Origin of the sequence: Nocardia sp. NPDC057455 (assembly GCF_042802775.1) — a bacterium.
Lineage (GTDB): Bacteria > Actinomycetota > Actinomycetes > Mycobacteriales > Mycobacteriaceae > Nocardia.
This window is the reverse complement of the sequence record NZ_JBHVDM010000130.1, coordinates 1-12,323: the sequence shown is the minus strand read 5'-3', so window position 1 is coordinate 12,323 and position 12,323 is coordinate 1. Positions and strand designations below refer to the sequence as shown.

Here is a 12,323-nt window from a genome sequence, read left to right as displayed (position 1 = left end):
GCGGCTCAGCCCTACCGCCGACGACGCGACCCTCGCGGGCGCCGAGCATGCCGGATCACCCCGCGCAGAGCGGGACGATGCGCGACTCACCGCCCGTCGTCGGCGAGGTCAGGTACAGGCACGAGTTCTGACCGGCTGCCGTGATCGCCGCGCGCACCCGCTGCCAGGCTTCCGCGTCCAGCGATGCCGCGCGAGCCAGCACGAACCCGGATGTCCGGCTCGGGTCGGTGACCAGCGCCCACGAATAGTCCGGGCCGAGCGCGGTGACGATGTAGTTGGTCGGCCCCTCCCGGCGATCCTGGGTGGGCACGCCGGGGAAGCTCACGTGCAGCTGCGCCCCGGTCTCCCGGTCGTTGACCCTCGCGGTGCCGTTGATCTCGTTGCGCGTGTTCGCCCACGTGGTGCAGGAGTTGCGCACCGCGATGTCGCCCTGCGGATCGAGTGCGTAATTCGCCTGCGTATCGCGCGCGCAGTCCAGGTTGAAGTATTGCGGGACGGCGGCGAGCTGACGCCATGTGCCCAGGTACCGCTCCAACTCGAGCCGCGGCACCGGCGCGGGCCCGTCGACCGGACCGGGCGCCGCGGCGGCGACGCCCGCCGCCAGCGCCGTCGCGGACAGTGCCGACACCACCCCCGCGAGCAGGCGGGTCGACGTACGCAGCAGATTGCGACGATGCACGCTAACTCCTCGGAAATCGGCGATGTGGTCCACACTAACATAGAACGATGCAGAATTGATGCGCCCGAATCTTTCCTGGGAGGATCCATGACGCGGAGGACAGCGCCCCACATCGGGAACCGCGCGGCCGCCGGCCACCGGCCGCGCGCCCGTGCTCGGAGCGGCCGCCGGCCTGCGCCGAACGGCCCGGCACGACATCGGGGGTGACGTGGCGTCATCGCGGGGACCCACCGACAACCCGGGCGGGACGGATCCCGTCGGCGGCGACGGGCAGAATAGGGCGATGCCCGCCGGTCCCGTCCCCGTGTCCGATGCGGCCGGATACACGGTGCGCGCGGTCGCCGAACGTGTCGGTATCCCGACCGCGACGCTGCGCAGCTGGAATCGCCGCTACGACATCGGTCCGCCACAGCATCGTCCGGGTAAGCACCGCCTCTACACCGAGGCCGACATCGCCATGCTCGAGCGGATGCTGACCCTGATCCGCGCGGGCGCGAGCCCGGCGGGGGCGGCGGCGGCGGTACGCGGCCCGGCGCCCACGCTGGGCCGCCGGGAATCGCTGCTGGCCGCGGCCTTCGCGCTGGACACCACCGCGGTGTCGAGCCGGCTCGAAGCGCACGTCCGCGCGTTCGGCGTGGTGGACACCTGGGACCTGCTGTGCCGCCCCGCTTTCGCCGACATCGTCGCCCGCCAGCTCGGCGGCGAGGGATGCATCGATGTCGAACACCTGCTGTCCTGGTGCGTCATCTCGGTGCTGCACCGGACGAACCCGCCGTCGGCGCCCGACGGCGTGACGCCGGTGGTGCTCGCCTGTACCAGCGGAGAGACGCATTCGCTGCCACTGGAGGTGCTGCGCGCGGCCCTCGCCGAACGCGGCGCCGGAGCACGGATGCTCGGCGCCGACGTGCCCGCCGCCGCGCTCGCCGACACCCTCGCCCGGTTCGACCGTCCCGCCGCCGTACTGCTGTGGTCGCAACAAGAGTCCACGGCGTTGACCTCCGCGGTGCGCGCCTGTCTCGGCGCGGGCGCGCGTGTGCTGGTCGGCGGCCCCGGATGGGACGCGGTCTTCCTCCCCGAGGGCGTGGAACGAGTCGACAGCCTGCTCGACGCCGCCGACCGGCTCGCCTGACCGCACACCTCGGCTTCGGCATATGCGGCCGTGGGCCGATCGGTCACCGGACGAAACACCTCTCCCACACGCACCGCCCCAGCCCGACCAGCGACTCACTTCGCCTTTCAATTCGATGCGAAATCAATGCATCCGCTGTTCGGAGACCGATGCGCCAGCCGCCGCAGCAACGCGAGCCGCAACGATCGAGCACACCGAAGCCCGCGTCGCGCCCTCGGGCACATGTGACCAGTGGCGCATTGTCCTGATCGGTACCACCAGCAGCGCTGCCCGTTACGCTGGGTGGCGATTTCGACCCTTCACCCGGTGCTCCTCTCGGACGGCGGCTCCGTGACTCGTCGCCCACCCACGAACGTCGTTGTGCGAGCGCGCGCCTGCTTTCCCTCGCACGCCCCACTCGCACTGAGCCGATCTCCCGGTAGCGGTATCCACCTACGCCGAAGCCGGATCTCGCGGCCGCTACCTCGACGGGGAAGCACCTACCGCCGGCTCGGACGAGTCACCCCGCGAGCCTGCCGAGCAGATGACGCAGCGCCGGTTCCAGCGCCGGGGTGCGGAATCGGTGACCGGCTTTCGTCAGCCGGGTGGGAACGACACACTGACTGGCGGACGCCACTTCCCGGTTGCCTTCGCGGCCCAGCAGCAATGCGGGACCGAACCCGGGCACCGGGAAAAGCGCGGGCCGATGCAGCACGCCCGCGAGGACCTTGGTGTACTCCGCGTTGCGCACCGGCTGCGGCGCAACGGCATTGACCGCTCCGGACAGTCCGGTGTCCCAGAGCGCCCGATGGTAGACGTCGATCAGGTCGTCGATCCCGATCCACGACAGCCACTGACGACCGTCACCGATGCGCCCGCCGAGCCCGGCCGTGAACAGCGGGCGCAACAGTCGCAGCGTGCCGCCGCGCGGGGACTGCACGATCCCGGTACGCACCCGCACCACCCGTACACCCGCTTCGGCCGCAGGCACCGTCGCGGCCTCCCACCCCTCGACCACGTCGGCGAGGAAGCCGTCACCGCGGATCGACACTTCGGTAAGCGTCTCGTCGCCGCGATCGGCGCCGTAGTAGCCGATCGCGGAGGCACTCACGAAGACCGGCACCGCCGCCCGCGCCGCCACTTCGGCGAGCCGCCGGGTCGGGCCGATCCGGCTGTCCGCGATCGCGCGCTTGTGCCCTTCGGTGAACCGTCCCGCGATGGAGGCTCCGGCCAGATGCATCACCGCGTCCACACCGTCCAGCAGATCCGGCGCGGGATCCGCGGTATCCCACTGCCTTTCGTCCGCGGCGCGCGGCGGGTGCCGGACCAGCCGTACGACCCGATGCCCGCCGGTGGACAGGAACGCGGTCAGCGCCGAACCGACCAGCCCGGACGCTCCGGTCACCGCGACGGTCCTGGACACGAAACCCTCCCCCGCCGCCCGCGCGTGGGCGGCGAGGTCGTCGGCGAGTTGCCGGTGGCGGTAGGCGAACATGGGGCGCAGGACCGTCGCGGGCACCGGCGCGTCCACCCGGTCGACCACCCGGGTATGCGCCTGGTCGACGGCTTCGAAATCGTGAGTGTGCCGCCACGGCAGCAGTCCGGCAGGCAGCGAGCCGACACCGTCGACGGTGACCGCGTCGACGAACCGGCGCGGCGGGTCGTACTCGCCGGGATCGTGCCGGGCCACCCAGCGCAAACCACCGGGCAGGCCGAGTACCGCCTGCCCGTCGGAGAGCGAGTCCGACTCGGCGCGCGGCGACACCGGTTGCCAGGGCGGCGCCAGGCGGGTCAGGGCACCAGGGCGGCCGTGCCAGGCGAACACCTCGGACCGGGGTAGATCGACGACGCTCGCGTACTCGATACCCATGGCCCGACTGTAGCCGGAAACCGACCCGACGCAGCGTTTCCGCATCGTTCTTCGACTCACAATCCGATAAAGCGCAGGAGACGATTCGTGACCAGTCCGTCCGATGCACCTAGTTGGGTCGAAACCAAGCGGTTCGCGGCGGCATGACAGATCGCCGCGGGTCACGAGGTCAGACCACGAACGGAAGCAACGCTTTCCGATCCGCCGGATAGTCGGCGAACTTCTCCCGGTACCACTTGTGCGTGGCGAAGGCGCGCGGGACCAGATTCCCCGCGGTGATCAGGAAGATGACCACGCCTGCCAACGACCACGTCGCCAGCGCGAAGCCCGCCCAGGCGATCAATTCGCCCAGGTAGGCCGGGCTGCTGACGAACCGGAACCCGGCACCGTAGGGAATCCGGTACTCGGCGGCGCCCGGATCGTCCTTGTCCCGCAAGTTGCGCACGATCGACTCGGAGCGCACCAGCAGCACGAACCCGCCCAGGTAGACGACGAGCCCGAGCAGGAACCGCGGATCGGTCAACCACTCGGGACCGTATTGATCGAGATAGTCGTGACCGAACAGCGTGCCGTTGAGATAGCCGTGCAGCGCCGTGACGAACATGCCGGCGCCGAGCACCGAGATGTTGAAGCTGCTCCGCTTACCGGGCGCCTGCCGGATGGACAGCGGGAAGAACCAGCCGCGGTTGCCGTAGTGCAGCACCCAGATCGCGGCGAGCGCCATCGAGGTGGGTTCGAATCGATTCGGGCCCGCGAGGTAGCAGATCGCGAACACCACCGTCGCCGGAATCTCCATCAACCACCAGCCCAGCTTCGGGTCGAGGTTGAAACCGACCGCGTTCGAGGCGAACCGGCCGTAGGGACTCTGCGCGAAGAAGCCGCCGACGACGACGAACGCCGCGAACACGAAGCCGATCGTCAGTACGGTGTCGTAGGCGGTGTTCCCGGTATACCAATCCATCGAGATCCCTTGTCGTGCGGAGGCGACCGGTGCGAACACCGTAACGCGACGCCAAAACTAGAACTTGTTCTACCATGTGTCCGGTCCGGGCTCGCGAAAACGGAGGTACTGCCATGCCGCTGGAACCCTCGGCCGCAGCGCTGCTCGCGGCCGTCGAGGCATCGCCGCGCGCGGTCGGCGCGCACGACAAGTCCGCGTGGGTCGGCCTGTTCACCCCCGGCGCGGAGGTCAACGACCCGGTGGGATCCCGCCCGCACGTCGGCCGCGCCGCCATCGAACGGTTCTACGACACCTTCATCGGGCCGAACACCATCGCGTTCCGGGTCGAGCGCGACCTGGTCCATCCGCCGACAGTGGTGCGCGATCTGACCATCGTCACCACGATGTCCACCGGGGCCACCGTCTCGGTCCCGATGCATCTGCGCTACCGGCTGGTCGAGCGGGACGGTGCGTGGCGGATCGCCTACCTCGCCGCGCACTGGGAGCTGGCGGGCATGATCTGGCAGCTGCTGCGCACCGGGCTGCCCGGGCTCGCCGCCGCGCTGAAGCTCGGACCGCAACTGATCGTCAACCAGGGCGTCGGCGGGGCGCTGGGCATGCTGCAGGCGCTCGGCGGCGTGGGTCGCCGCGGAAAACGAGCCACGACAGGGCTTTTCGCTGCCGCCGCGAGCACCGATCTGAGCCGCGTGCGCGAGTTGCTCGGGCATCGGGCCGATATCGAGCTGCCCGCGGGCACACCGGTATCCGTGGAGGAATTCACGAATCGGGTGCGGAACATGCGCTGGAGCAAGGTGATCGCCGCGGGCCGCACCGTCACGGCGAGTGTGCGGCTCGGCGCGGTCTCGGGAGTCGCGGTCGTGGAGTTCGCGACCGGCAGCGACAGCATCGCGCGTGTGACGTTCTATCTCGACGGAGACTGACGCGCGCCTCGCGATCGACCATCGGGTCCGTCACGGTATCGCGAGTATGACGGTCTACCTCGGACGGTGACCGACCCTGCGCATCGTCCGCTGCCGTGCGCCTGGCGCTCGCCGCGATCAGTCGATCCCGTCGCGCCCGTCCGCCGCCCCCCGGGTGGCGGTGGAGTCCGCGCACGCGTCGCGGATCCGTTCACGCTGGTAGCCGGGTGTGCTGAGACACCCGGCTACCGACAGCTCCCGTCACGCGTCAGGAGGCGAGCTGTCCGGCGCGTTCCTCTACCCGGCCGGGCACCGGAGCTTCGATCACCTCGGGCGCCGGTGCGGCATGCTCGGTCCAGCCCGGCGGGCCGAACACGTAGCCGAGCCGCCCGCGCCAGGTGCTCGCACCGCGTACGTCGCGGATCAGCGCGGCCAATTCGTGATAGTTGACCTTCAGCGGGTTGTCGGTGCCGATGTTCTTGGTGAGGCCGTAGCGGACCGGTTCGGACTCGGCGGCGAAGCTGCCGAACATCCGATCCCAGAGGATGAGGATGCCGCCGTAGTTCTTGTCGATATAGGGCTTGTTCGAGCCGTGGTGGACACGGTGGTGCGACGGCGTGTTGAACAGGAACTCGATCGGGCGTGGCAGCGTCCGCACGCGCTGGGTGTGGATCGGGAACTGGTAGAGCAGCCCGATGCCCTGCAACAAGAAGATCATCCAGGCCGGGAAGCCCAGCAGCGCCGCGGGCACCCACGCCAGGCCGCGCAGGACGGTCGGCACCGGATGCAGCCAGGAAAGGCGGATCGCGGTGGAGAGGTTGAAGTGCTCGCTCGAGTGGTGCACGTTGTGCGCGGTCCACATCAGCCGGACACGGTGATCGGCGCGATGCGCCCAGTAGTAGCAGAAGTCCGTGACGATCAGGCCGAGTACCCAGACCCACCACGACCGCGGTGAGAGATGCAGCGGCGTGATCGCAGCGGCGCCGACCACCGCGGAGAACGGCACCAGATACTGCGTCACCGGTTTCACCAGCCGACCCAGGGTGAACGTCGCGATATTGGACGCGGTGTCGCGAGCCGACCCGCCGTTACCGGATCGGTCGGGATCGCGCCGGTAGGCGATCCACTCCACCAGCATGAGCACCGCGAACGCCGGAATGGCATAAATCGACAACTCCACACGGCCCATGTGTTCTCCTCCATCGTCCGCCGTCGGCTTCGACGCTACGGCTGCGCGGCCGCGAGAACATCGCGCCGACGAGGGATCGCGCGTCCCCCGCGCGGGGGACGCGGGCGGCTCGATTCGCGGGCACAGTGAGTGGTCGGCGTGCACGGCGCGGACGGGTGCGCTCGCTAGGATCGCCCGCGTAACTCGACGCTGACGGGACGGAGGCGGTGGCGAACTGTTGGATGTGAGCAGGTCGCTGGCCCGGCAGTCGGTAGTGGTTGCCGTGGCGGCGGCCCTGATCGACGCGGTGGTACTCGGGCTGTGCGGCGTGTTCGCCGTCGCCCCGTGGCAGACGGCCGCCGCGATCACCGCGATCGTCGCCGCCGATCTGGCCTTGGCCGCGCCGCCCCGGACCGCTGGGGCGGTGGCGGCGGCGCAGGTGCTGGTGCGATTGCTGGCCGCACTGCTGCTGCACCGGCACGGGTTCCCGGTGCGGTTCGCCGACGTGGGTTTCCTGGTGGCCGGATATCGCGCGGGGGCGTGGCTGGCCGGGCCGAAATCGGTGTCGACCATGCTGCTGCTGTGTGGCGGCGTGGCCACGGCCCACGTCCTCACCGGCAGCAACGCGGCCCAGGACTGGCGGCTGCTGCTCGCCTCCACGGTGGCCGCGGGCTGCGTGCCCTGGTTGGTCGGCCGATACACCGCCGCGCGCGGCGCCTACATCGCCGATCTCGAGCAGCGTGCCCGGTTGCGGCAGCAGGAGCACCGGGCGGCGCTGGAGCGGGCGGTCACCGAAGAGCGGGCGGCCATCGCCCGCGACCTGCACGACGTGATCTCGCATCACGTCAGCGCGATCGGCATCCACGCCGGCGCCGCCAGGCTGGCGCTGGGCGGCACGGCGAACCCGGCCGCCGCCCGATCGCTGTCCGCGGTGGAATCCAGCAGCCGGGCAGCGATGGTCGATCTGCGTCGCCAGCTCGATCTGTTGCACGGGCGGGAAGACGACGGGCAGCGCCAGCCGGGGCTCGCCGACATCGACGGACTGATCGAGCACGTCCGTGCGGCCGGGCTGGAGGTCGAGACGACCGTGCGCGGCGACGCGGTCGAACTGCCCGGCTCGCTGAACATCACCCTGTACCGCATCGTGCAGGAGATGCTGACCAACGCGCTGCGGCACGGGGACGGGACGCACGCGCGACTGGATGTGGAGTACCTGCCGAAGCGGGTAGTGCTGCGCGCGACCAATCCCCTCGCCGGCGAACCGGCCGCCGCCGGCACCTCGGTCCCGCGCGGCCTCAAAGGCATCCGCCGCCGCGCCGAGCTGTTCGGCGGGGAACTGGACTACGGCCGCGACGCCGCGCAGTGGCACACCACGGTGTCCGTACCGATCGGAGGATTGTGAACACGCCCATTCGCGTCCTGATCGCCGACGATCACAGCATGTTCCGCTCCGGCTTGCGCGCCGTCGTCGACAGCCAGGCGGACCTCGATTGCGTCGCCGAGGCGAGCGACGGCCGCGCCGCCATCGCCGAGACCGCCCGGCTGCGACCGGATGTCGCGATCCTCGATGTCCGGATGCCGAAGCTGGACGGGCTGGCCGCCACCGCCGCGATCGTCGCCGCGGGCGGAACGCACGTCCTGGTGCTCACCACCTACGACAGCGACGCCAACCTGTACCGCGCCTTGCAGGCAGGCGCGAGCGGGTTCCTGCTGAAAAGCCTTCCTCCCGAGGAACTGGTCACGGCCATCCGGATCGCGGCACGCGGCGACGCGCTGATCGATCCGTCGATGACCCGCCGCCTGGTCTCCCGCTTCGCGAGCACGCTCGCCCCGCCGCGCACCCCGCGGGAAGTCCACCAGCTCACCGCCCGGGAACTGGAGGTACTGCTGCTGTTGGCCGACGCGCGCAGCAATGCCGAGATCGCCGCGCAGCTGGGCGTCGGCGAGGAGACGGTGAAAACCCACGTCTCGCGCATCCTCGCCAAACTCGGCGTGCGCGATCGCATCCACGCCGTCGTCTACGCACATCAGCACGGGCTGGTCACGCCGGAATAGGCGCGCCTCGGCCCGCGCGTGTGGTGAACATCATCGGCGCTGCCGACCGATTCGCGACAACCCGGCCGCGTGCCCAGAATCCTGGTCTGTCCTCGGGGATCTTGTCGCGCCCGTTCGTCTCGGCGGGCGGCCCGATTCCGGAATACTCGCCCGAGCAGGCGTCTCGGCGACGCATCCGGGCCGACGGTTCGCGTGCTCGTACTCGGCCGCTGGTCGAGCGCCTCGAGCACTGAGAACTCGAGGCGCCCACACCCGACCATGCTCCCGCGCTGAGACGACCCGGCGGCGGAGCGGTTCGGTCCGCCGCTCCGCCGGCCGGACTCAGGCGCCGCTCGGCGGTTCGCCGACGGTGGTCGTGGGATCGATGATTCCGAAAACCTCGCCCTGTGGGCCTTGGACGATGCCCATCCGCCCGAAGGGACTGTCGTCGGGTCCCGACATCACGGTGGCGCCCAGATCACCCGCCTTGGCCAGCGCCTCGTCGGTGTTGTCGACCTGGAACCAGGCCAGCCAATACGACGGGTTGTCGCCCGGCATCTTCGTCGAGTCGTTGACGCCGCCGACGGCGTCGCCGTCCTGCGTCAGGCTGAAGGTGGAGTAGACGAAGTGCTCGCCGTCGCCGATCTCGATGTAGTGCCAGCCGAACACGTCGGCGTAGAACTCCTGCGCTTGCTTGTAGTCGCTGGTGTGCAACTCGTTCCAGCAGTACGCGCCGTGCTCGTTGTAGACGCCCGCACCGCCGTGGGCCTTGGCCTCCCAGACCCCGAAAACCGCGCCCGTCGGGTCGGCGCCGACGAACATGCGGCCGACATCGAGCACGTCGAACGGTTTCATCATCAGCGCACCGCCCGCCGCGCCGACCTTCTGCCCGATCGCGTCGGCGCTGTCGGCGGCGAGGTAGGTGGTCCACACCGACGGCATCGGCATGCCTTCCGGCTTGGGCCCGATGCCCGCGGCCGCGCGGCCGTTGCGCATCGCCATCAGATATCCGCCCGCCTCGGGCGGGCTGTCCTCGATCTCCCAGCCGAAGAGCGCGCCGTAGAATTCGCGGGCGCGCGCCGGATCGTCGACTTGGCAGTCGACCCAGCACGGCGTTCCCTGGGGCCAGCTTCCGTCATGAGTGGGCATTGCGAGTGCCTCCTGACACGGGTTGCCGATGTGCGGCCGAGACAGCCGGCACCCGGCTAGTCAACCACCAGCACTCCGTGCAAGTGAGCTGATTGCGTCGACCGCTCGATCGTGTTCACGAGCTCTGGAACGCTAGCCGAAGACCCCTTACACAGATCAGTCCCCGGTAGTCTCATCGAAACCGTGAGCGTCGGTCGTCGCTGACGACTCCGGTGTTTCGACTGGCTGCCGGGGGCCTAGCCGGATCCTGGGTCGGTGTCTTCACTGCCTGCCGACGTCTCAGCCGACCGTGCGCTCACCTACCGGTACTCCGGTGTAATGACTAGTTTCCTCCACATTTTTCGCTAGTCAAGAGGCCGGAACCGCCGATCCTCCGAGCCGGTGCGCGTGCACGCCGCGCTCAGCAGTCATCCTTCAGCAAATCGATCTTGCCGTGTAACCTTGGCAACCGAACCATGCGATTGTGACTGGGGTCACACCCCCCGTCGTCCGACTGCTCCCGCTTGCCCGATGACCGGGCAGGCCGTCCTGTTGGAGTCCCTCATGGCGCTCGTCATCGGTTCCGCCTCGACGAGTTCGGGCGTGCGCGCGCACACCCGCCGCAACCGCCCTGCCGGGGACACCGGATCCGTTGCTACGGAGACATCATGAGCGCACCGAATCGATTCGACGAATTGCAGCATCGCGTCGCGGACCTCGCACCGGTCTTCCGCGAACCGCTGGACTCACCCTACGAGATCTCCAACGATTTGTTCGCCGCACTTCGACACGTTCTGCACGACGTGGGCGGCCAACCGGATATCCCGATCGAGTACCAGGAGAAGGAGGAAGAGCCCTGGGAGATGAGCACCTACGTCACCTGCGAATGCCTCGGCTGGCGCGGCGTATGGAACTCCGAGGAGCGCAGGCGAGCGGAGAACGACCTCGGCGCGACGCTGTACTTCGGTCTCCCCTACTACGCGCGCTGGGTGACCGTCGCGGCGAAGACTCTGGTCGCCAAGGGATTGATCACCCCCGATGAACTCTCGGCCAAGCTGGACGAAGTACGCGCCCGGAGGGAGGCGCGCGCATGAGCAGGAAGTATCGCATCGGCGATCGGGTACGGGTGCGCGACGCCACGTCGATGTTCCACACCCGCACCCAGGCCTACACCCGCGGGCACACCGGTGTCGTCGTCGAGCACCGGCCGGAGTGGATCATCCCGGAGGACGAGGCGTGGGGACGCGAGGACGGTCGCGTCGAGCCGTTCTACGTCGTGCGATTCCGTCAGAAGGATCTATGGCCCAAATACACCGGCTTCGACGCCGACACCCTGGAGACGGAGGTCTCCGAGCGCTGGCTCGAGCCCGCAGAGGAGGATGCCCAGTGAGCCGGACCCACGATCACGACGCGCACGCGCCGATCCGGACGAGCGACGAGATCAGCGAATTCGAAGTGCTCGAGACGGCGGTCCGCGAATTGGCCATCGAGAAGGGGCTCTTTTCCCAGGAAGACCACCGCAGGTTCGCCGAGTGGGCCGAATCGGTCGGTCCGCACGGCGGATCGAAACTGGTCGCCAAGGCGTGGACCGATCCCGACTTCAAGGCGCGCCTGCTCGCCGACGGGACCGAGACGTGCAAAGAGATCGGCATCGACTGGCGCGATCCCACCGGATCCGGGACACCGAGCGACTACACCTACTTCTACGTGCTGGAGAACACCCCACAGGTGCACAACGTCATCGTGTGCACGCTGTGTTCGTGCTATCCGCGGCCGGTCCTCGGGATGTCCCCGGACTGGTATCGCACGCCCAATTACCGTCGCCGCCTGGTACGCAGGCCCCGCGAAGTGCTCGCGGAGTTCGGCTTGCACTTCCCGTCCGACGTCGAGATCCGGGTGCACGATTCCAACCAGAAATCCCGGTTCATGGTGATGCCGATGCGCCCCGAGGGCACCGAGGACTGGACCGAGGAGCAGCTGGCCGCCATCGTCACGCGGGACACGATGATCGGAGTGGCGCTGCCCCAGGTCGACTGGACCGCGCAGCAACCGCCGGACCGAGTCGAGTCCGCCATAAGACAGGAGGGAAGCCGGTGACGAGCGGTCCGTACGAAGTACTACTGAACACCCTGGATCCCGCGTCGCGCCGGGAAAGCGCCCTACCCGAACTCGATCGCAAGCCCGACCCGTGGGAGTCCAGCATGCAAGCCACGTGCGAATGCCTCTCCTGGCGCGGCGCCCTGGACAATCTCGAGCGCCGCCATGCCGAGGACGCGCTCGGCGAGACGATCTACCACGACTTCCCGGTACGCACCCGCTCGGTGGTGGTCACCGCCCACACGCTGATGGATCGGGGCATGGTCAGCCCAGAGGAACTGCGCGCCCGCATGGATGCCGTCCGGGAGCGGTTACATCGGCAGTAGCCGCCGTCCGAACCGAAGCATCGAAAACGAAACGGCCCGGAACCTCATGGTTC

Annotated in this window: 13 protein-coding genes; 8 read left to right on the top strand and 5 right to left on the bottom strand. The window is 69.2% G+C overall.

What is annotated here, in order from left to right; genetic code table 11:
• Positions 1 to 55: 55 nt before the first annotated feature.
• On the bottom strand, positions 56 to 679 hold the full coding sequence (locus ACFU5M_RS31975; protein ID WP_379054882.1) for a lipocalin family protein: 624 nt from the start codon (positions 677 to 679) through the stop codon (positions 56 to 58).
• Positions 680 to 962: 283 nt separating this feature from the next.
• Between ACFU5M_RS31975 and ACFU5M_RS31970 the strand changes: the two genes are divergently transcribed.
• On the top strand, positions 963 to 1,808 hold the full coding sequence (locus ACFU5M_RS31970) for a MerR family transcriptional regulator (protein ID WP_379054880.1): 846 nt from the start codon (positions 963 to 965) through the stop codon (positions 1,806 to 1,808).
• A 499-nt stretch (positions 1,809 to 2,307) separates the two neighbouring features.
• Here ACFU5M_RS31970 and ACFU5M_RS31965 read toward each other — a convergent pair whose 3' ends face one another.
• Both ACFU5M_RS31965 and ACFU5M_RS31960 read right to left on the bottom strand, forming a co-directional pair.
• Positions 2,308 to 3,657: a TIGR01777 family oxidoreductase gene (locus ACFU5M_RS31965; RefSeq protein ID WP_379054878.1), complete on the bottom strand. Its 1,350-nt coding sequence runs from the start codon at positions 3,655 to 3,657 to the stop codon at positions 2,308 to 2,310.
• A gap of 169 nt (positions 3,658 to 3,826) precedes the next feature.
• Entirely contained in the window at positions 3,827 to 4,618 is a 792-nt protein-coding gene (locus ACFU5M_RS31960; RefSeq protein WP_379054876.1) for a 3-oxo-5-alpha-steroid 4-dehydrogenase, read from the bottom strand.
• Positions 4,619 to 4,731: 113 nt separating this feature from the next.
• Here ACFU5M_RS31960 and ACFU5M_RS31955 point away from each other — a divergent pair, with 113 nt between their 5' ends.
• Positions 4,732 to 5,538, top strand: coding sequence for a nuclear transport factor 2 family protein (locus ACFU5M_RS31955; RefSeq protein WP_379054874.1), 807 nt, complete (start codon positions 4,732 to 4,734; stop codon positions 5,536 to 5,538).
• A gap of 247 nt (positions 5,539 to 5,785) precedes the next feature.
• Here ACFU5M_RS31955 and ACFU5M_RS31950 read toward each other — a convergent pair whose 3' ends face one another.
• Entirely contained in the window at positions 5,786 to 6,706 is a 921-nt protein-coding gene (locus tag ACFU5M_RS31950) for a sterol desaturase family protein (RefSeq protein WP_379054872.1), read from the bottom strand.
• 223 nt (positions 6,707 to 6,929) lie between these two features.
• Between ACFU5M_RS31950 and ACFU5M_RS31945 the strand changes: the two genes are divergently transcribed.
• Together ACFU5M_RS31945 and ACFU5M_RS31940 are read left to right on the top strand one after the other, a co-directional pair.
• Positions 6,930 to 8,087 carry a sensor histidine kinase gene (locus tag ACFU5M_RS31945; protein ID WP_379054890.1) on the top strand — a complete coding sequence of 386 codons (1,158 nt, stop codon included), beginning with the start codon at positions 6,930 to 6,932 and terminating at the stop codon, positions 8,085 to 8,087.
• Positions 8,084 to 8,740 (top strand): response regulator, encoded by a 657-nt coding sequence (locus ACFU5M_RS31940; RefSeq protein ID WP_379054870.1) that lies wholly within the window; start codon positions 8,084 to 8,086, stop codon positions 8,738 to 8,740. The genes ACFU5M_RS31945 and ACFU5M_RS31940 overlap by 4 nt, the downstream gene beginning before the upstream one ends.
• A gap of 321 nt (positions 8,741 to 9,061) precedes the next feature.
• On the opposite strand, the gene ACFU5M_RS31935 is transcribed toward ACFU5M_RS31940, so the two are convergent.
• On the bottom strand, positions 9,062 to 9,868 hold the full coding sequence (locus tag ACFU5M_RS31935; RefSeq protein ID WP_379054868.1) for a VOC family protein: 807 nt from the start codon (positions 9,866 to 9,868) through the stop codon (positions 9,062 to 9,064).
• 647 nt (positions 9,869 to 10,515) lie between these two features.
• On the opposite strand from ACFU5M_RS31935, the gene ACFU5M_RS31930 reads away from it, so the two are divergent.
• Genes ACFU5M_RS31930 through ACFU5M_RS31915 form a run of 4 tightly spaced genes read left to right on the top strand, consistent with a single transcriptional unit; the run spans position 10,516 to position 12,270 of the window.
• On the top strand, positions 10,516 to 10,941 hold the full coding sequence (locus ACFU5M_RS31930) for a hypothetical protein (protein WP_379054866.1): 426 nt from the start codon (positions 10,516 to 10,518) through the stop codon (positions 10,939 to 10,941).
• Positions 10,938 to 11,237 (top strand): SH3-like domain-containing protein, encoded by a 300-nt coding sequence (locus tag ACFU5M_RS31925; RefSeq protein WP_062975296.1) that lies wholly within the window; start codon positions 10,938 to 10,940, stop codon positions 11,235 to 11,237. The genes ACFU5M_RS31930 and ACFU5M_RS31925 overlap by 4 nt, the downstream gene beginning before the upstream one ends.
• On the top strand, positions 11,234 to 11,944 hold the full coding sequence (scnC, locus tag ACFU5M_RS31920; protein WP_379054864.1) for a thiocyanate hydrolase subunit gamma: 711 nt from the start codon (positions 11,234 to 11,236) through the stop codon (positions 11,942 to 11,944). Before ACFU5M_RS31925 ends, scnC begins: the two co-directional genes overlap by 4 nt.
• Complete coding sequence (locus tag ACFU5M_RS31915) at positions 11,941 to 12,270, top strand: ScnB (RefSeq protein ID WP_379054862.1); 330 nt, start codon at positions 11,941 to 11,943, stop codon at positions 12,268 to 12,270. The genes scnC and ACFU5M_RS31915 overlap by 4 nt, the downstream gene beginning before the upstream one ends.
• Positions 12,271 to 12,323 lie beyond the last annotated feature (53 nt).